17 protein-coding genes and 1 pseudogene are annotated in these 20545 nt (G+C 43.0%); 6 read left to right on the top strand and 12 right to left on the bottom strand.

Annotated elements, in window-relative coordinates; all coding sequences use genetic code 11:
- Positions 1–157: 157 nt before the first annotated feature.
- The 4 genes from ACWPW6_RS07610 to ACWPW6_RS07595 all read left to right on the top strand — a co-directional run bounded on the left by ACWPW6_RS07610 (position 158) and on the right by ACWPW6_RS07595 (position 3729).
- Entirely contained in the window at positions 158–1132 is a 975-nt protein-coding gene (locus tag ACWPW6_RS07610; protein ID WP_163861102.1) for a Bug family tripartite tricarboxylate transporter substrate binding protein, read from the top strand.
- 12 nt (positions 1133–1144) lie between these two features.
- Positions 1145–1576, top strand: coding sequence for a tripartite tricarboxylate transporter TctB family protein (locus ACWPW6_RS07605; protein WP_163861100.1), 432 nt, complete (start codon positions 1145–1147; stop codon positions 1574–1576).
- Between the two features lie 10 nt (positions 1577–1586).
- Positions 1587–3107 carry a tripartite tricarboxylate transporter permease gene (locus ACWPW6_RS07600; RefSeq protein WP_154624015.1) on the top strand — a complete coding sequence of 507 codons (1521 nt, stop codon included), beginning with the start codon at positions 1587–1589 and terminating at the stop codon, positions 3105–3107.
- 193 nt (positions 3108–3300) lie between these two features.
- Positions 3301–3729, top strand: coding sequence for a hypothetical protein (locus tag ACWPW6_RS07595; protein ID WP_154624014.1), 429 nt, complete (start codon positions 3301–3303; stop codon positions 3727–3729).
- Positions 3730–3792: 63 nt separating this feature from the next.
- Here the strand turns inward: ACWPW6_RS07595 and fabB are convergent, their stop codons facing one another.
- Entirely contained in the window at positions 3793–5007 is a 1215-nt protein-coding gene (gene fabB, locus ACWPW6_RS07590) for a beta-ketoacyl-ACP synthase I (protein WP_154624013.1), read from the bottom strand.
- A 204-nt stretch (positions 5008–5211) separates the two neighbouring features.
- On the opposite strand from fabB, the gene mnmC reads away from it, so the two are divergent.
- Positions 5212–7263 (top strand): bifunctional tRNA (5-methylaminomethyl-2-thiouridine)(34)-methyltransferase MnmD/FAD-dependent 5-carboxymethylaminomethyl-2-thiouridine(34) oxidoreductase MnmC, encoded by a 2052-nt coding sequence (gene mnmC / locus ACWPW6_RS07585; RefSeq protein WP_250000335.1) that lies wholly within the window; start codon positions 5212–5214, stop codon positions 7261–7263.
- A 203-nt stretch (positions 7264–7466) separates the two neighbouring features.
- On the opposite strand, the gene ACWPW6_RS07580 is transcribed toward mnmC, so the two are convergent.
- From ACWPW6_RS07580 to hutU, 9 genes and pseudogenes are all read right to left on the bottom strand, one after another.
- On the bottom strand, positions 7467–7988 hold the full coding sequence (locus tag ACWPW6_RS07580) for a GNAT family N-acetyltransferase (protein WP_250000333.1): 522 nt from the start codon (positions 7986–7988) through the stop codon (positions 7467–7469).
- A gap of 58 nt (positions 7989–8046) precedes the next feature.
- Positions 8047–8319, bottom strand: coding sequence for a YfcL family protein (locus tag ACWPW6_RS07575; protein WP_154624010.1), 273 nt, complete (start codon positions 8317–8319; stop codon positions 8047–8049).
- A 29-nt stretch (positions 8320–8348) separates the two neighbouring features.
- Positions 8349–8897 (bottom strand): elongation factor P hydroxylase, encoded by a 549-nt coding sequence (locus ACWPW6_RS07570; protein ID WP_154624009.1) that lies wholly within the window; start codon positions 8895–8897, stop codon positions 8349–8351.
- 16 nt (positions 8898–8913) lie between these two features.
- Positions 8914–9717, bottom strand: a complete 804-nt coding sequence (locus tag ACWPW6_RS07565; RefSeq protein WP_163861094.1) for a TSUP family transporter — start codon at positions 9715–9717, stop codon at positions 8914–8916.
- 177 nt (positions 9718–9894) lie between these two features.
- Complete coding sequence (aroC, locus tag ACWPW6_RS07560; RefSeq protein WP_154624007.1) at positions 9895–10989, bottom strand: chorismate synthase; 1095 nt, start codon at positions 10987–10989, stop codon at positions 9895–9897.
- A gap of 74 nt (positions 10990–11063) precedes the next feature.
- Positions 11064–11996, bottom strand: coding sequence for a 50S ribosomal protein L3 N(5)-glutamine methyltransferase (prmB, locus tag ACWPW6_RS07555; RefSeq protein ID WP_250000331.1), 933 nt, complete (start codon positions 11994–11996; stop codon positions 11064–11066).
- A 157-nt stretch (positions 11997–12153) separates the two neighbouring features.
- The gene (locus ACWPW6_RS07550) at positions 12154–13551 is read right to left on the bottom strand and encodes an amino acid permease (RefSeq protein ID WP_250000329.1); all 1398 of its coding nucleotides are present in this window, start codon (positions 13549–13551) and stop codon (positions 12154–12156) included.
- A 195-nt stretch (positions 13552–13746) separates the two neighbouring features.
- A pseudogene (gene hutH / locus ACWPW6_RS07545) lies at positions 13747–15279 on the bottom strand (histidine ammonia-lyase).
- Between the two features lie 11 nt (positions 15280–15290).
- A complete protein-coding gene (gene hutU, locus ACWPW6_RS07540) occupies positions 15291–16976 on the bottom strand; it encodes a urocanate hydratase (RefSeq protein WP_154624003.1) in 1686 nt (561 codons plus the stop codon).
- A gap of 375 nt (positions 16977–17351) precedes the next feature.
- Here hutU and ACWPW6_RS07535 point away from each other — a divergent pair, with 375 nt between their 5' ends.
- A complete protein-coding gene (locus ACWPW6_RS07535) occupies positions 17352–17921 on the top strand; it encodes a hypothetical protein (protein ID WP_250000327.1) in 570 nt (189 codons plus the stop codon).
- 47 nt (positions 17922–17968) lie between these two features.
- Here the strand turns inward: ACWPW6_RS07535 and hutC are convergent, their stop codons facing one another.
- Together hutC and hutI are read right to left on the bottom strand one after the other, a co-directional pair.
- Positions 17969–18712, bottom strand: coding sequence for a histidine utilization repressor (gene hutC, locus ACWPW6_RS07530; protein WP_154624001.1), 744 nt, complete (start codon positions 18710–18712; stop codon positions 17969–17971).
- 566 nt (positions 18713–19278) lie between these two features.
- A complete protein-coding gene (hutI, locus tag ACWPW6_RS07525; protein WP_154624000.1) occupies positions 19279–20517 on the bottom strand; it encodes an imidazolonepropionase in 1239 nt (412 codons plus the stop codon).
- Between the last annotated feature and the right edge of the window lie 28 nt (positions 20518–20545).

Here is a 20545-nt window from a genome sequence, read left to right as displayed (position 1 = left end):
TTTAAAATAACAAATAATAAGCAATCTGATATACATCACAAAAAAACAACTTCATTTGTTAATGAAAGGTAAATGAAAGCTTTACTAGCCAATGATAATGATTAGAAAAACAACAATGAAGTCTCTCTTTATCTGATTTTTCGTGAGGAAATAAAGAATGAAAAAAATATCATTAACCACATTAGCTGCTGCACTTTTCTTTGCTGGCCTTAATCAAGCGGTAGCATTACCTGAACGCACTGAATGTATTGCACCAGCAAAACCGGGCGGCGGATTTGATTTAACATGTAAGTTGGTTCAAGTTTCCATGTTGGAAACCAAAGAAATCGAAAAACCGATGCGAGTGACCTATATGCCAGGGGGAATTGGTGCTGTCGCCTATAATGCGATTGTTGCTCAACGCCCTGCTGAACCAGGAACCATTGTGGCATTCTCCGGCGGATCGCTACTGAATCTCGCCCAAGGGAAATTCGGTCGTTATAACGAAAACGATGTACGCTGGCTCGCCAGTGTAGGTAGTGATTATGGCATGATCGCTGTCCGTGAAGATTCACCTTACAAAAACCTGAAAGAACTCATGGACGCTTTCAAGAAAGACCCGAATAGCATTGTCTTTGGCGCTGGTGGCTCAATTGGTAGCCAAGATTGGATGAAGACGGCGTTACTGGCAAAACAAATCGATGTTGACCCACGCAAAATGCGTTATGTCGCTTTTGAAGGTGGTGGTGAAACATTAACCGCTTTACTCGGTAATCACATTCAGGTCATGTCTGGTGATATGAGTGAAATGGCCCCTTACCTTAACGATGGCAAAGTGCGTGTGTTAGCCGTTTATTCCGACAAGCGCCTGGGTGATGGCCTCGAAAATATCCCAACAGCGAAAGAACAAGGCTATGACATCGAATGGCCAATTATTCGTGGTTTCTATATGGGACCGAAAGTGTCGGATGAAGATTATAACCAATGGGTTGAAGCCTTCAAAAAATTACAACAAACCGATGAATTCAAAAAACAACGCGAGCTACGTGGTTTATTTGAATACAACTTAGTCGGCCAAGAACTTGACAACTATGTCAAAGAAGAGATCGAACAATACCGTGAACAAGCTCGTTCATTCGGTTTAGCGAAATAACGGAGGCCGTTGATGAGCCAACGCATATTTGCCATCGTCTGGCTAATATTGTGTGGTATCGGTCTTTATATTGGCTGGGGGATCCAAAGTGAGTTTTCTTATGAACCACTGGGCCCCCGCCCTTTCCCGATAGCCATACTTTCATTAATGGCTTTATGTGCCTTCATCTTGCTTTTTGGTAAACAAGAAGCAATTGAATGGCCAAAGCCATATGTTTTACGTCGCTTAGTATTACTCATCCTGTCATTGGTCATTTATGCTTGGGTGTTTGAGTGGCTAGGCTTTCCTTTATCTACCAGTTTATTGACGATCAGTATTGCGCTGTTGTTTGGCGCGACACCCATAGCCGCCATTATTTCCGGCCCAATATTAGGTGTCGTTCTATTCTATGCCTTCGACAAATTACTGGATGTCACCTTGCCTATTGGCAACCTGTTTAATTAAGGAGATAGCCATGGAAACTTGGATGTATCTTTCGCAAGGTTTTGAAGTTGCATTAATTCCACAAAATTTGCTAATCGCACTTATTGGTTGCTTTATTGGCACGGTTGTTGGCATGTTACCGGGGCTAGGTCCTATCAATGGCGTTGCCATCCTATTACCACTGGCCTTTGCGCTAAAACTTCCCGCAGAGTCAGCTTTAATATTATTAGCGACGGTGTATTTAGGCTGTGAATATGGTGGCCGAATCTCTTCTATTTTACTGAACGTCCCCGGCGATGCCGCCGCCATTATGACAACGCTTGATGGCTATCCAATGGCTAAGCAAGGTAAAGGTGGGGTTGCGCTATCCATCTCTGCTGTCAGTTCATTTATTGGCTCAACCATTGCTATCTTTGGGATCATTTTATTCGCCCCTCTACTCGCCCAGTGGGCTCTCGCGTTTGGCCCCGCGGAATATTTTGCCCTCATGGTGTTTGCCATCGCCTGTCTTGGCAGCATGATGAGTCAGAACCCAATTAAATCGCTATTAGCAGCCTTAATTGGTCTTGCCTTCGCTACTGTTGGCGTCGATGCAAACTCAGGCGAATACCGTTTTACTTTTGGTAGCGTCAACTTATCCGATGGTATCCAATTTATTGTTGTGGTGATTGGGCTATTCTCTGTCAGCGAAATACTGCTGATGTTAGAAGGCACTGCAACAGGGCAAGGTTTAATCCGCAAAACAGGACGCATGCTATTTAACCGCAAAGAAGCTAAAGCCTGTGCAGGTCCAACTTTACGTTCTTCTTTGGTCGGTTTCTTTGTCGGTGTGCTCCCCGGTGCTGGTGCCACCATTGCCAGTGCTATCACCTATATGACAGAGAAAAAAATCAGTGGTGCAAATGGCCAGTTTGGTAACGGTGATGTACGTGGTGTCGCGGCACCTGAGGCTGCAAATAATGCTTCTGCATGTGGATCATTCATTCCCATGCTCACTTTAGGTGTTCCCGGTTCAGGAACCACTGCCGTCATGATGGGCGCATTGACACTGTATAATATAACTCCAGGCCCTGGCATGTTTACTGAGCAGCCAGATATCGTATGGGGATTAATTGCAGCGCTTCTGATCGCTAATATTGTCTTACTCGTTATGAATATTCCATTAATCGGTTTATTCACCCGCATGTTAACCGTGCCCCTTTGGTTCTTAGTGCCTGCAATCGCTACGGTATCCGCGGTTGGCGTGTATGCTGTGCATAGTACAACATTCGATCTGCTTCTGATGATGGGGCTTGGTGTCTTTGGCTATATCCTACGGAAAATGAATTTTCCATTATCCCCTTTAATCCTTGGTTTCGTTCTCGGGGAGATGCTTGAGCAAAGCTTACGCCGTTCTTTATCAATCAGTAATGGCGAATTTAATATTCTCTGGAATAGCCCAATCTCTCAATGTTTGCTCGTGATGGCGGTATTAGTCCTTGTGTTACCCCCTATCGTGAAATTAATTCGTAAAAAACGTCAACATCAAGCGACAACCCGCGAACACTCTTAAATTCGCTCAACAATCAATATCGCTCTTTTTGACTAAACATTGCCCCTTTATATAGGGGCTTTTTTTATTCTAAAGCAGTAGCACAATATAAAAATAGAGAACTTACTTAAAAAATCAGAGAGTGACTCTATTGTTAGTCTCGATTTATACTTTAATATTGTCGACTATAATTTCGAATGGAATCATTCTCACTATGTTAGTTAGCGTATTGCAATCCTTATTAAAATGGCAGCCCAAACCACTTCGTCATAATCAGTTTGCAACGCTATTAAATGATAGATACCAAATCAGTAGTCAATTCCCTTCTACCATCACTGAGATAGATGATAATGGCCGTTTATTAGTGAAAGCCGATGGAAAGATCTATATCTATTGTAATGGCATCTTAATTCTACGTATCAATAAAAATGTGAGTACCATTACGATTGGTATCCTTGAAGATAAATCTAAAATTATTGATATCAGAAAAAATATCTTTCGTTCACAACAAAAGGTTGCCTCATCAAGTCATCAATCTCTTCCAGCGACAACCGCTTCAGATAATTCATCTTCAAGTCATGATTACAACTTTTCTAGCGGTGATTCAGGAGGAGGAGACTGTGGTGGCGGCGGGAGTGACTAATAATAGAAAGCGAGAGCGTTATACTCTCGCTTTCTCATCTCATACATGTCAGCTAGGATTCAATTAGCCTTTATATTTACTCATGACTAAAGTGGCATTCGTTCCACCAAAGCCAAAGCTGTTTGACATGACGGTCTCTAGTGCTTGTTCCGTTGGTTTAGTGACAATATTCAGTCCTTCCGCTTTCGGATCCAAGGTTTCTACGTTGATACTTGGTGCGATAAAACCATGTTCCAACATCAACAGGCTATAAATCGCTTCGTGAACCCCTGCTGCACCTAAAGAGTGCCCAGTCATTGCTTTCGTGGCTGAAATGGCTGGTGATTCACTGCCAAAGACTTCTTGGATAGCTTCGAGTTCTTTAGTATCACCGACTGGCGTAGAAGTACCATGAGTATTGATATAATCGACTTTGCCTTCAATACCTTGCATCGCCATTTGCATACAACGCACAGCACCTTCACCAGAAGGAGCAACCATATCTGCACCATCTGAAGTCGCACCATAACCAACGATTTCAGCATAGATATGAGCACCACGAGCTAATGCATGTTCTAACTCTTCGACAACCACAATACCGCCGCCGCCAGCGATAACGAAACCATCACGATCAACATCGTAAGTTCTTGATGCTTTGCTTGGCGTTTCATTGTACTTCGTTGACAGCGCACCCATGGCATCAAATTCACAGGTCATTTCCCAGCTCAGTTCTTCACCACCACCAGCAAAGACAACATCTTGTTTGCCAAGTTGGATCAACTCTACCGCATGACCAATGCAGTGTGCAGATGTTGAACAAGCAGAACTGATTGAGTAGTTCACCCCTTTGATTTTAAATGGCGTGGCTAGACAAGCTGAGATACCCGATGCCATTGCACGAGTCACCATATAAGGGCCAACACCACGAAGGCCTTTTGCACGCATACCGTCAGAGCCAGCGACTTGGTTGCGTGGAGAACCGCCACCTGAACCAACCACTAACCCCGTGCGTAAATTCGAAATCTGTTCATCTGTTAAGCCCGAATCACTAATAGCCTGTTCCATAGATAGGTAGGCATAAACGGAGCAATCACTCATGAAACGGCGGATCTTACGGTCAATCAAGCCGTCAGTATCCATTTTTACATTACCCCAGACGTGGCTACGCAGCCCCGCCTCTTTGAATTCTTCTGAGAAAGTGATCCCGGAACGACCTTCCTTCAGAGAAGCCAGTACTTCTTCCTGGTTATTACCAATACTGGAAACAATACCCAGGCCAGTGATGACTGCACGCTTCATTCATTACCTCATGTCTTTTAATAATGTGAGTACGGGATTACAGGTTGCCACTTTAGCTTACACTTGTAAGCTGAACAAGTCCGATCAGGGTAAATATTTGTATTTTTTTTTCCTCTAGTACAATAACCTTTTTATTCAAAGGTAGCCTTAACGCTTGTTCAGCGCTAAAATTTAACGATTATTTGCATAATAACAGGCATGAGTGTGAAAAAGTCGGTAGTAGAAGCAGCCCGCCTTAGCTGGAATGAAGAAGGCACTCCAATTTCAGAACAGTTTGATGATGTCTATTTTTCTAATCAAGATGGCCTTGCAGAAACCCGTTATGTCTTTTTGCAAGGAAATCAATTTCCAAGCCGCTTTGAAACACATCCTTTTGAAACCTGTGTTATCGCTGAAACAGGTTTTGGTACTGGGTTGAACTTTCTCACTTTATGTCAATGTTTTGAACAGTTTAAGTTAAATCATCCTCAAGCAAAGCTACAGCGTTTGCATTTTATTAGCTTTGAAAAATATCCTCTTAGTCGAAAAGACCTTCAAGCCGCACACAGCCGTTGGCCTGAGCTTGCTCCCCTATCAAACATGTTATGTGAACAATGGCCTCAACCTTTACCAGGTAATCAACGTATTGTGTTAAAAAATGGGGAAATCATTCTTGACTTATGGTTTGGTGATGTAAACGAACAATTACCTCGACTTAATTGCAATTTAAACAATAAGATAGATGCTTGGTTTTTAGATGGATTTGCGCCTGCCAAAAATCCACAAATGTGGAGCGAACAACTGTTCACTGCAATGGCTAAATTTGCTCGAGAAGGAGGAACATTTGCCACTTTTACCTCAGCGGGTTTTGTAAAACGAGGTTTACAGCAAGCAGGTTTCACCATAAAAAAAATCAAAGGCTTCGGCCGTAAACGAGAAATGCTGACAGGTAGCTTAACGGCCAAACATGACATAAAAATGACACCTTGGTTTACGCGACAGCCAGCTTCACAACCAACTGATATTGCTATTATTGGTGGCGGGCTCGCCAGTTTGGCAAGCGCATACGCCTTAATCCAACGTGGGGCTAATGTCACTATTTACTGCAAAGATCCACACGTTGCCCAAAATGCATCGGGTAATCGCCAAGGTGCAGTTTATCCTTTGCTTAATGGCCGTGATACCCCATTAGAACGCTTCTTTGTGAGTGCATTTCCATATGCGCATCGCTTTTACCATCATCTTTCGGCATTAGGTCTTCAATTTGATGGGCAGTGGTGTGGCGTCTCTGAACTGGCTTATCATGACAGAAGTCGTCGAAAAATTGACGCGATGCTCCAGACTGATTGGCCAGAGGCATTTGCAGCCGAAAAAACACGCGAGCAATTAAGCGAGTTGGCAGGCTTAGACGTCAATCATTCAGGGATCCATTATGCTAATGGGGGCTGGTTATCTCCTGCTCAACTCTGTGATGCCCTTATGCAGTATCTTAATAATAATGGCGTAAAATTTTATTTTAATCATGATATTACACAGTTACAGAACGCTAGTGAAGGTTGGCAATTAACGGCGGAGATCGCGGGTCAACAACAGCAATTTGTGCATCAAACCGTGGTTATTGCTAATGGTCACTTGCTCAATCAATTTCCACAAACTCAGCAATTACCGGTTACCCCCGTCAAAGGGCAAGTCAGCCACATACCAACGACACAGACCCTTAGCCAACTAAATAATGTCTTATGTTACGAAGGCTATTTGACCCCTGTTAATCCAAATAATCTGCAACATTGTATTGGTGCTAGCTACCAACGTGACCAGTTGGATTTTGATTACAGTGAAGCTGACCAACAGGATAATCGCCAAAAACTCATCAATAGTTTAGCCGATGTTAGCTGGCCTGAAGAGGTTGATGTTTCAGGTAAACAGTCTCGTCAAGGGATCCGCTGTGTTATCCGTGACCATATGCCACTGGTGGGCAATATTCCTAACTTTGCACAATTAATGGTGGCCTACGAAAATTTGCCTGAACAGATTAAGCAACAAGCTGACATCCCCCCTGCTCCTGCCTACCCTAATTTGTTTATGTTAGGGGCATTAGGTTCACGAGGTCTGTCGACGGCGCCTTTATGTGCTGAGTTGCTCGCCGCACAAATTTTTGATGAGCCTTTACCTTTAGATGATGAAACACTCGCGGCTTTACATCCAAACCGCTTTTGGGTCAGAAAGTTACTAAAAGGTCGGGAAGTCAAAGTAGGCAAGCCATCATCTAAACCATAAGCTGCTTTGCTGACAATGAAAATACTGACGACGCCTAAGCGATGCGTTGTCATCAACGTTTAAAGATAACAACGCCAATTGAACAGCGGCTTAATCAGCTATTTGTCTTACTTCAGAAAATTGATGATTAAGCCCATCACGAGATATATTCCACTTCATTCGCGAAAAAACGCTTTAATTCAGTATCCAAACTCACAATATGGTTATATTGATTTCAGGCTCATACGCATCGCACAACGTTCTTCAGCATTAAAGCCCGCTTCAACTTCTTGCGCTAAGATAGCTTTCAATTCCGAATTTAGCTCTGAGGTTTCAATCAAAGAAAACCCTAAGCGCTGATAATATGGCGCATTCCATGGAACGTCGCGGAAAGTGGTTAATGAAACAGATGCAAACTGCTGCTGCAATGCATAATTCAGAACATGAAGGATTAACTTCCGGCCGACTCCCTTGCCTTGCCAAGATTGGCAGACTGATACTTCATTGATATGCAGGCTGTCGGTTAACTTTTCAGCGTTGATAAAACCAATAGGTTGGTCGTCATCATTAACAGCAACCCATTCCATATTCTGCTGAATGTGTGTTAAGTGATCTTGTTCTGACTGTACATCATCAGCAGCAATCCAAGCATATTGGTGATGGTCACGAAATAGTTGCGCAGCCGAGCGTTCAATTTCAGGTAACTTGTTGGCATCAGAAGGTACGGCCTGACGAATAAAAAACATAAAAAACCCTATAAAAAAAGAGGAGTTTCCTCCCCTTTAACAAAAAATGACAAGTCGCTTAACGTACTTCATCAAGTAATGATTTCCACATATCTAACACCAATACCTGATCAGGTGGTGTGAGTTCTCCGCCTTTAATGGCCTGTTGAATACTGGCTTCAACACGCTGATAAAGGGCATCCGCACTACTTTCATTTTCTTGTTCAAGTTCTGCTACAGCAAGGGTTAAATGCCCACGCAAATAGCCACCCGCAAAGAGTTCATCGTCACTCGCGTGTTCGACCATATCATCAATTTTTGTCAGTATGCGTGTTTCAAAATCGGCAAGCATGCTTAATCCTTACTGTCGTTAATCTATCATTAGGCAAAAATGTCTTCCGGATAAGGGAAGGCTTCTGCACAAAGTGGTGGCGTATTGTAAAACGATTGTAATGCGTTCACAAAGCGTAATGGCCTTTCAGGGATACCATTTGCTAAATATTCCATCACTTGGGCATGTACTTTACGCTGGAATGCAATACGGTCAGGTTCGAAATCACCTTCTAAATTATCGCAACTGACGTTAAAAGGGATACCTACTGCCACACAAAACAGCCAATCTAAAGCTTGTGGTTTAATTTCAACAACTTCAAATTCACATTGTGTTTTTTCATCACGGCCATCAGGGCAATACCAATACCCATAATCAACCTGTTGACGCCGTGCTTCACCAGCAATGCACCAATGTGAAATTTCATGTAATGCGCTCGTGAAAAAGCCATGTGCGAACACAATACGGTGATAGGGTGTTTGCTCATCGGCAGGCAAATAAATTGGCTCATCGTCACCTTTCACCAATTTAGTATTATATTCTTTGTAAAAGCATTGTTCGAAAATATCGATCAACTGCTGATAATGGTGTTTACTCATGGAAATTCAAATCATCTTAAAATAACGAAACAACCCAAGCTTTAATGGCATCGCCATGGCTATCATGAAGTAATTTAATACTCATCAACAAGGAGATGATGACTATCATTGGTCGGATCAACTTTTGCCCTTTAGTTAACACCAAACGAGCGCCTAACCTTGCTCCCACCATTTGCCCTACAAGCATAACAAAACCTAAGACCCAAAGAACATGACCTCCGATAATAAAAAATATCAAAGAGCCAAAATTTGAAGCAAAGTTCAATAGCTTAGCATGAGCTGTCGCCTTCGCGAGGTTATAACCTAATAACAATACATAACCCAACGCTAAAAATGATCCTGTACCAGGCCCGAATGCACCATCATAAAAACCGATAGTCATCCCGACAGCAACCCCAAAAACAGGCATACTAATGCGTTGTTTACGATCTTGTGCACCAATAGAAGGTGATAACAGGAAATAAAGACCCACACAGATCACCATAATAGGGAGTAGCTGTTTGAGAAAATCCGTGTTAATCATTTGGATGAGAATCGCACCTAACATGGCGCCGATGATTGTCATGATAAAAGGGAACATCTGCTCTCGCAGATTAATCGCCTTACGCCTTACAAAATAAAGCGTCGATGAAAAAGATCCTCCAACGGCTTGGAGCTTGTTGGTTGCTAGCACTTCAACAGGAGTGATACCAACCGACAATAGTGCAGGTATGGTTAATAAGCCACCCCCCCCCGCGATAGAATCAATAAACCCTGCAAACAACGCAACACAAAAAAGTAATAGATAAACTTCAGGTGCAACAACGGTCAGCCAATCCATTTTTTATCCAAATTACAGAATTGCCATGATTGAGATATGTAATATACCCCGCAACACATAACGTATGTTAAGGCTAACAGGGTATCACTGCCCAGATGAGGTATTTTTAAGCAGGCGTCATCCAAACCTTCACATTAAAATAAGGGAGGATATCTCCTCCCTCATACGAATAGGCCATTACAATTCGCTAAATGGTTTCATCGCGGGTACAACATCAGCACACTGGCCACGATGACGTAAATAGTGATCCATTAAAACAATCGCCATCATCGCTTCAGCAATCGGCACCGCACGGATCCCGACACAAGGGTCATGACGGCCTTTCGTGATCATTTCTACCTCTTCACCATCACGATTTAAGGTTTTACCTGCCACTGTAATACTGGAGGTCGGCTTCATCGCAATATGGGCAATGATAGGCTGGCTGCTACTGATACCGCCAAGAATTCCCCCAGCATGATTCGAAGTAAAGCCTTCTCGCGTAATCTCATCACGATTTTCACTGCCTTTTAGGCCGATCACCCCAAACCCATCGCCAATTTCAACCCCTTTAACGGCATTGATGCTCATCAAGGCATGTGCAATATCTGCATCTAGACGGTCAAAGACAGGCTCACCTAAGCCCGCAGGCACATTTTCAGCCACCACCGTGACTTTAGCACCTATGGAATCGCCCTCTTTTTTCAATCCACGCAGAAGCTCATCGAGTGCATCCAGCTGGCTCGGGTCAGGACAGAAAAAAGGATTTTGCTCCACAATTGACCAATCTTTGATTTCGCATTTTACGCTACCCATTTGGGTCAAGCAGCCGCGAATTGTAATACCAAATTTCTCTTGTAAATACTTTTTAGCAATCGCACCTGCTGCAACACGCATCGCTGTTTCGCGAGCAGAAGAGCGCCCACCGCCACGATAATCACGCTGACCATATTTCTGCTCATAGGTATAATCTGCATGCCCCGGTCTGAATACGTCCTTAATGGCACTGTAATCCTGAGAGCGCTGGTCAGTATTTTCAATCAACAGGCCAATACTGGTTCCCGTTGTGATGCCATTAAACACGCCAGACAGAATTTTAACCTGATCAGGCTCGCGGCGTGCTGTCGTGTAACGAGACGTTCCTGGGCGACGACGGTCAAGATCCCCCTGTAAATCCGCTTCTGTCAAGGCGAGTCCTGGTGGTACGCCATCAATGATACACCCCAAGGCTAAGCCGTGAGATTCACCAAATGTCGTCACGCGAAACAGTTGCCCAATTGAATTTCCTGCCATGCCAAATTCCTACTTAATATTCAATGATTGTTATTGTGATGTTGTGATTGATTAGAATGCCGTGCAGGATTCACTTAATCAATATAAAGTTGAAAGTGTGCATGATGCTCAACTAATTGTTCACGAGTTAGCATAAAGACACCATCACCACCATACTCAAACTCTAACCAAATAAATGGGATCTCTGGATATTGTTCAATCAAATGGACCATGCTGTTACCGACTTCGCAAACCAGCACACCATCTTCAGTCAGGAAACGAGGCGCATTAGCTAAGATACGACGAACCAGTTTTAAACCATCACTGCCCGCAGCTAAAGCTAACTCGGGTTCAACACGAAACTCTTCCGGTAAATCATCCATATCCTCAGCATCAACGTAAGGCGGATTGGTCACAATCAAATCATACTTCACGTCTGGCATATCTCTGAATAAATCAGAGAGGATAGGTATAACTCGATGTTCTAAACCATGATTAGCAATATTTTGCTCTGTTACCGCCAGCACATCCGTCGAAATATCAACAGCGTCGACTTCTGCTTCAGGAAATTCATAGGCGCAAGCAATCGCGATACAACCACTACCAGTACACATATCCAGGATAGTTTGAGGTTCATCCGCTAACAACCCAACAAAGTGATTATTGATCAATTCACCGATGGGTGAACGAGGGATTAGCACACGCTCATCCACATAAAATTCGTGACCACAGAACCAGGAGCGATTAGTGAGATAAGCAACTGGAATCCGTTCATTGATGCGACGCAATACACGCTCAACAATACGATGACGCTCCGTCGGAGTCAGGCGCGATGTCAGTAGTTCATCCGGTATATCAAGGGGTAAATAAAGCGTTGGCAATACTAATTGTAACGCCTCATCCCATGCATTATCGGTACCGTGACCATAATAAACATTGGCAGCATTAAAGCGGCTCATTGTCCAACGCAAAATGTCCTGAATGGTATGAAGTTCAGCAACAGCTTCATCAACGAAGATCTTTTCCAAGAAGGGTTTCTCCAGACTGTGTATCGAAAGCCTTCAAGTTTGCCATGAAGTGAGACACAAATCAGCAGATTAATTCAATAAAATAATAAGGAAATGACAAGAAAGAGAATTCACCTGATTAGGCCTCCACTCATGGAGGCCCAAATGAAAACATTCGTTATTCTACCGACTCCGCTTCATAGCGAGTTTGACTGGTGGTTTCAGGTTTTTTCACCCACAGCGCATACGCACCGGCCAAGATGACTAACCAAACAATACCAACATATAAGGCGATACGTGTGTCCTCGAAATAGCCTAATACTCCAAAGATAAACAACATAAATACGATGGCGAGCGCGGGGCCAACCGGCCATAATGGCACAGGAAACTTCAGCTTACTCACCTGCTCCGGTGTCATTTTGCGGCGCATCGCAACTTGTGAAACGAGGATCATCAACCATACCCAAATCGTGGCAAAAGTTGCAATAGAAGCAATAATTAAGAATACTTTTTCTGGGATCAAGTAATTTAATATGACGCCAACGAGCAGTACAAGTGACATAACCAATACTGTCATCCAAGGCACACCATTTTTAGTTAATTTAGTGAAGGCTTTCGGAGCTTGGCCTTCATGGGCCATGCCATACATCATACGACCGGCACCAAAAATATCACTGTTAATCGCTGAAATAGCTGCCGTAATCACAACGACGTTCAATATATTCGCAGCAGATGAAATACCTAAACTATCAAAGATTTGAACAAATGGACTGCCCTGCTGCCCGATCTGATTCCAAGGATAGATACACATCAATACAAAGAGGGTTAAAACATAAAATAATAGGATACGAATAGGTACAGCGTTGATTGCCCGAGGGATAGTGACGTCAGGGTTTTTCGCTTCGCTTGCTGTGATACCTATCACTTCAATCCCACCAAAAGCAAACATGACGACTGCAAATGACGCAATCACACCAGCAACCCCATTTGGCATAAAGCCACCGTGCTCAAATAAGTTAGCGATGCCAACAGCATGATCAGAGGCTTGTCCAAAACCAAACAGCATAATCGCCGCACCACCCACGATCATTGCTACAATAGCGACAATTTTAATAATAGAGAGCCAAAACTCCATTTCGCCAAAGACTTTGACATGGCATAGATTAATTGCCCCAATAAAACAGATGATACTCAAGACCCAAATCCATTGAGCGACGTCAGGGAACCAGAGTTTCATGTAAAAACCAAAAGCTGTCACGTCAGCCAAACATACAATGAGCATCTCAAAGACGTAAGTCCAACCTGCAAAAAAGCCTGCTCGCGGGCCTAAATAATGACTCGCATATTGAGAGAAAGAGCCCGCGATGGGGTTATGTACGGCCATTTCGCCCAATGCGCGCATCACCATAAAGACCGCGGCACCGCCAATAATATAAGCAATCAGCACCGCAGGACCTGCTGTAGAAATTGCTTTTGCCGAACCATAAAATAAGCCTGTACCAATCGCTGCCCCAAGGGCCATAAACCGGATGTGCCGCGCCGAAAGTCCGCGCGTAAGTTTTGTTGTGCTTTGCATGATTTATCCTTCGTATTATTGTAATAATTGTTTTTAATAATGGTCGTGCAGATAAATACTACAAGCGGTCGATACATTGCCGACCACTTACACTCGCGATGCATCAAGATGTAGCCTTTGAGCAAGACTGCTCTACGGCTTAGGCGGCTACATCCTGAATGATTTAGAGTATATTATTTGCGTGATGTATAAGACTTAATTGGAAAAGAGTGAGCCCTCTGTGAATAACATTGATAATTGATGTTCAGCGATGAGGTTAATTGCTGCATCGATATCCGGTGAAAAATAGCGATCCTTATCGTAATAAGCGACTTTCTCACGCAAGATCTTACGTGCTTTTTCTAGCGTTTCACTTGACTTTAAGCCGTCACGGAAATCCATGCCTTGACACGCTGACAACCATTCAATGGCTAATATTCCCGTCACGTTTTTCGCCATTTCTCACAAACGACGCCCTGCCGCTGGAGCCATAGACACATGGTCTTCTTGGTTTGCCGAGGTTGGTAAACTATCCACACTTGATGGATGTGCCAATGCTTTGTTTTCACTTGCTAAAGCAGCCGCTGTTACCTGAGCAATCATAAACCCTGAATTAACCCCTCCATTATTCACCAAGAAAGGAGGTAATTGGGACATGTGAGTATCCATCAGTAAAGCAATCCGTCGTTCAGACAACGCACCGATTTCAGCCAGCGCGAGCGCGATATTATCCGCCGCCATCGCCACCGGTTCTGCATGGAAGTTACCACCAGAAATAATATCGCCATTATCTGTAAAGACGAGAGGGTTATCAGAGACCGCATTTGACTCTATGAGGATCACTTCAGCGGCCTGGCGAATTTGTGTCAAACATGCGCCCATGACTTGAGGCTGGCAACGTAATGAATAGGGGTCTTGCACTTTGACACAATTTTCGTGTGATTGAGCCAATTCACTGGTTGGTGTTAAGACATCACGGAACAGCTTCGCCACATCGATTTGCCCTTTCTGACCACGAACCTCATGGACGCGTGCATCAAATGGTTTACGTGACCCCAATGCTGCCTCGACACTCAATGAGCCACACACAATACCACTTAGCAGCAAATTCTCCGCCTCAAATAGCCCCTTTAATGCAAAAGCGGTCGATACCTGAGTACCGTTTAATAACGCTAAACCTTCTTTAGCCTCCAGCTTTAATGGTTTTAATCCCGCCTTATCAAGAGCCGATTTCGCACTGATCCATTTACCTTGATAATGTGCTTTACCCTCCCCCAATAAAATTAAACTCATATGTGCTAGTGGCGCCAAATCACCCGATGCCCCTACTGAGCCTTTAGCAGGTATAAATGGATAAACTTGGTGGTTCACTAACGCGATCAACGCTTCAATAACCTCTAAGCGAATACCTGAAAAACCACGCGCTAAGCTATTAATCTTTAATACCATAATCAAGCGGACAAGTTCATCATCAAGAGGTTCACCGACACCCGCAGCATGTGACATGACAATTGAACGTTGCAATGATTGCAAATCTTTCGCCGCAATCCGTGTGTTAGCCAACAAGCCAAATCCGGTATTGATGCCATAAGCTGTTTTATCTTCAGCAATAATTTTATTTACCGTTGCCACACTTTTTTCAATTGCCGAATGAGAGCGTTTGTCTAAAGAAACGATGACTTCCTGTGAAAGAACAAGACGCAAATCATTCAGTGTCATTTTACCCGGATGAATAGTTAACTTAGTCATTTTGGCACCTCTTAGCGTGTTTTAAGCATCGGTAGATTAAGATTTTTTTCTTGCGCACATTCAATCGCAATATCATAACCTGCATCGGCATGGCGCATAACGCCTGTAGCTGGGTCATTGTGTAGCACTCGGGCAATGCGTTCAGCGGCTTCATCTGTACCATCACAGACAATCACGACCCCCGAATGCTGAGAGAAGCCCATACCAACACCACCGCCATGATGTAAAGAAACCCATGTTGCTCCACTTGCTGTATTCAGCAGTGCGTTTAATAGTGGCCAATCCGATACCGCATCTGAGCCATCTTTCATCGCTTCCGTTTCACGGTTTGGACTTGCCACTGAGCCTGAATCAAGGTGGTCACGCCCAATAACAATTGGCGCTGAAACTTCACCGTTTCTCACCATTTCATTAAACGCTAAACCTAACTTAGCTCTATCTCCTAAACCCACCCAACAAATACGTGCGGGTAAACCTTGGAAGCTAATGCGTTCACGCGCCATATCAAGCCAACGGTGCAAATGCTTATCGTCAGATAAAAGTTGTTTAACCTTAGCATCGGTTTTATAGATATCTTCAGGATCACCAGATAGTGCTACCCAACGGAAAGGGCCAATGCCACGACAGAACAACGGGCGAATATAGGCTGGTACAAACCCAGGGAAGTCAAACGCATTTTTGACGCCCATTTCGAGAGCCATTTGACGGATATTGTTGCCATAGTCGAAAGTTGGAATACCTTGCTTTTGAAATGCAAGCATCGCTTTAACATGCTCCGCCATCGATGCTTTCGCAGCTTTTGCGGTACCTTCAGGGTCTTTCACACTACGTTCACGGTACTCATCCCAGCTCATACCCATAGGCAGATAGCCGTTCAAAGGGTCGTGGGCACTCGTTTGGTCTGTCACCATATCAGGGCGAACGCCACGTTTGACTAATTCAGGTAAGACTTCCGCAGCATTAGCACATAAGGCAATAGATACGGCTTTCCCTTCTGACGTATATTGTTTAATACGCGCTAATGCGTCATCCAAATCTGTCGCTTGTTCATCGACATAACCTGTACGTAAACGAAAATCAATGCGACTTTGTTGGCATTCAATGTTCAGTGAGCAAGCTCCCGCAAGCGTCGCAGCTAATGGTTGAGCGCCCCCCATACCACCTAATCCAGCCGTCAATACCCAACGTCCGGTTAAATCACCGTTATAATGCTGGCGCCCTGCCTCAACGAAAGTTTCGTATGTCCCTTGGACAATGCCTTGGCTACCAATATAAATCCAACTCCCTGCGGTCATTTGGCCATACATGGCCAAGCCTTTCGCATCGAGTTCGTTAAAGTGTTCCCAATTCGCCCAATGAGGAACGATATTGGAGTTAGCAATGAGCACTCTAGGTGCATTTTCATGCGTTTTAAAAACGCCCACAGGCTTACCTGATTGTACAAGTAAGGTTTCGTCGTTTTCTAAATTTTTGAGGGTTTCAACAATTTTGTCATAGCACTGCCAGTTACGAGCAGCACGGCCAATGCCACCATATACAACCAGTTCATGTGGATTTTCAGCGACATCAGGATCTAAGTTGTTCATCAGCATGCGTAATGGCGCTTCAGTCAACCAGCTCTTTGCACTAAGAGCGTTACCACGAGGTGCCCTAATATCACCATTCCTGTATTTATTATTTATCGTTGTCACATTCATACCCTCTTCGAAAGATTCAGTTTGTACTGATAATGTCTCCCTATAGATATAGTTGTATATACATGTACAATCAATAATCTTTTTAACATGACCATTAAGAAAAAAAGATTAAAAAACCCAATTTTTTATTATTTATCAATAACAATGACTAAAACCACCATGTTTAAAACGGTTAATTTTTCTTCTAATTATGCAGCTCAGATCACATTAATTTTACATTTGGTTCACATCATTTGTTTTTCCGCACACGCAATGTCAGTTTTCTTTTTAAAATGCAAAATTATCTAAAGAGACTAACCAATTCAGACTATTTACCTTATCTATGTGTTTAAAATCTCTAAAGATAAAAAATGCACACCTAAATTCGGATAAATCATGGAAAACAACCTATTCACTCAATTTGCAAAGAGGCGACATGAGACTAATAGTGAGAGGCTAGAGCAATTAACCCAAGAGTTTGCTCATCATTTGAGTGATACTCTATTTTGGATCGCGTCAAAAAAAGTTGGCTCACAAATTAGCTTTGAATTGATTTCAGGGGATAATAGTGACTCTCCCCCCTCCCTATTCGCGTATATGAACAGTGATGGCTCTACGGAATATCCAACAACCATTCTTGATGATATTGAACATCATGGACGTCAATATACGGCGATCCGCGGCAGCTACTTGATTGCCCTTTCACAAAAAATCACCACGACTCTCCACATTTTGGATGAGAATAATGCGTCTATTGTTCTTTCACATGACATGCAACTGAAGTTGCATCAGATCATTAAATCTCTGTGGACAACTGAGACTGAAGTAGACCCACTACCAACAATTCATGCACAGCCCACTGATACGCAACCTGCTTCAAAAAAGCGTTCATGGCTTAAGTTTTTTATTTTCAGTGCAATATTGATAATCGTCTGTGCGACAGGATACTGGCTGTATAGGCATTGATTAACGTGAAGATAGAAAGCAACACAATAATGCGTTGCTTTTTTTAATTAAGAGGTGAAGTGCCCTTTTAATTTATAGCGATGTCCTGGAAAGAGCAGTTTAGTGCTGGTGACAACAAAAGATTGAGACCAAGTCCGCCGAGAAATTAACAAACAGGATGATCCCACAGCAATATTCAATAATTTAGCGGCTCGCTCATCGGCCTCAACCGCTTCCACAATATGCTCACCTTCAGTTAAAGGCGCAACCATCGACAGGTAATCATGGGGTGTGATGGTCGTAAAATTTTGTTGTAAATACTCAGGTGCAGCCAATGCATTGACATATCTATCCTCAATTTGCACCGCAATTTCGTTTTCGTAGTGCACAATGATGGAATGAAATACTGGAGTTTCAGGGGAAATATTCAGTTCACTAGCCAGTGAAATTGAAGCAGGTACCTGCTCTAATTTAATAATTCGACAGCTATAATGATGATTTCTTGCAAGAATTTCAGCTTCAATACTATGGACTTCAAATAATGCCGATTGGCCTTTAGGCTCAGCAACGAAAGTACCTATACCTTGCACGCGGACTAGTAATCCCTCTGCGGTCAGTTCCCTTAATGCACGATTTGCGGTCATGCGGCTACATGCAAACTGTTTGACGAGTTCTGATTCAGAAGGAACGCGATCATTCGCTTGCCATTGCCCTGTATGGATTTTCTCAATGATCAATTGTTTTACTTGCAAGTAGAGTGGGATAGGCGTGTCCCGATTCCCCTTTTTATCGGCTGTCACAATTATTTCCATTTTAAACGTAAAATGCCAAACCCTTCGCGTGTATTTAAAATATAAACACATGAAATATAAGGGTTACCTTCATACCTTTGGGTTGTACTAACAAACAACACAAATACTGACAGTCGCAAATAAAACTTAATAGTTCCACTCTAATGAGTATGCCTATTAAGATTCAAAAACAGCAATTCACCCTATCTTATAGGCTATTAGTTGCATAATACAAAGTATTGATAATACTCATAACATTAAGCAATAAGAATTTTATTATTTAATAAATCACTTTAAAAATCAAAAATAAGGCTCAGTTTACGCGCTCCATAATGCCGCCTGTTGCTAAGCAGTGGGGAAACCTTATCGATATTGAAATTCCCATTCCCCCACTCATCACCACAACCAGCAACCATCAAGCGAACTGTGATAGTGATTTAATACCTTTCATAACCAACAAATAACGGGATAAATGGACGTTTTTCAACTTATTTTTCAGAATCAATAAAAATAATGTGATGGATATTTCCATTGATACCTTAGTTCATTATTAAATAACCCTTAGCACAATATATCCCGCTGTTTAGTTAGTCATTTTGATGGCTAATTCTTCCTTGATAAACTCGCATATACAAAGGCTGACTCCCCTGCTCATAAATCATTTCAACAGGATCGACAGCATTCCACACGACAAAGTCTGCCTGATAGCCCGTTCTTAATTGTCCATGGCTATCTTCACGACCTAAAGCTTTCGCGGCATGGCAGGTCACGCCAGCCCAAATCTCTTCAGGTGTTAGTCTAAATAAAACGGCTGCCATGTTCATTATCATTCGCAACGATGCAAAAGGGCTTGTTCCTGGGTTAAAGTCTGTCGATACTGCCATGGGAACTTGGTGTTCACGCAATAAGTCTATCGGTGGCAACTTCGTTTCCCTTAAAAAATAAAATGCCCCCGGTAACAATACAGCAACCGTACCACTCTCTTTTAATGCGCGAATTCCTTTAAGATCAAGATATTCAATATGGTCAACTGAAAGCCCTTTAAAACTAGCCACCAATTCGCTGCCACCAAGATTTGATAGCTGCTCAACATGGCCTTTGACTGGAATGCCTAACTTTTGAGCCGCAGAAAATAATTTTTGGCTTTGCTCAAGTGAGAAACCGACACTTTCACAAAATACATCTACCGCTTCAAATAGCCCCTGCTCCCACAACTTAGGCATAATGTCACAACAAATCAGGTCAATATATTCATCTGATTTATCTTTATATTCAGGAGGTACAGTATGTGCTGATAATAGCGTGGAACTCACGGTCACTGGATAGGATTCAGCGAGTTTTTTTGCAACCATCAACTGCTTTTGCTCGCTTTCTAAGTCCAAACCATAGCCTGATTTCATTTCAATTGTCGTCACCCCTTCGCGGATCAAAGCTTCTAAACGCGGCTGTGAGACTTGATATAATTGCTCTTCATTGAGCGACCGTGTTGCCCTAACTGTTGAATTAATTCCACCACCTTGCTGGCTAATCGCTTCATAGGAGACACCATTCATACGTTGTTCCCACTCTGCGGCACGATTACCACCAAAAACAAGATGTGTATGGCAGTCAATTAGCCCTGGCGTCACTAAGCGCCCTTCGAGATCGATAACCTTCGCATCACGACTATCAAGTTCCCCCTTTGGAACAATTGCAACAATCAAGTTATCTCGCGTCACCATATCGTGATTTTCTAAAAGCCCATACGCCACATTGAGATTCGCATCCATGGTTGCAATGCGTCCATTTCGCCAAATAACATCATGAGCAAGTGTTTTAAATGACATAATGAGTCCTATAAGGGTTAGTAATACC

It is taken from the genome of Providencia sp. Marseille-Q8014, from assembly GCF_965112055.1.
This window is presented reverse-complemented; position numbering and strand designations above follow the sequence as displayed.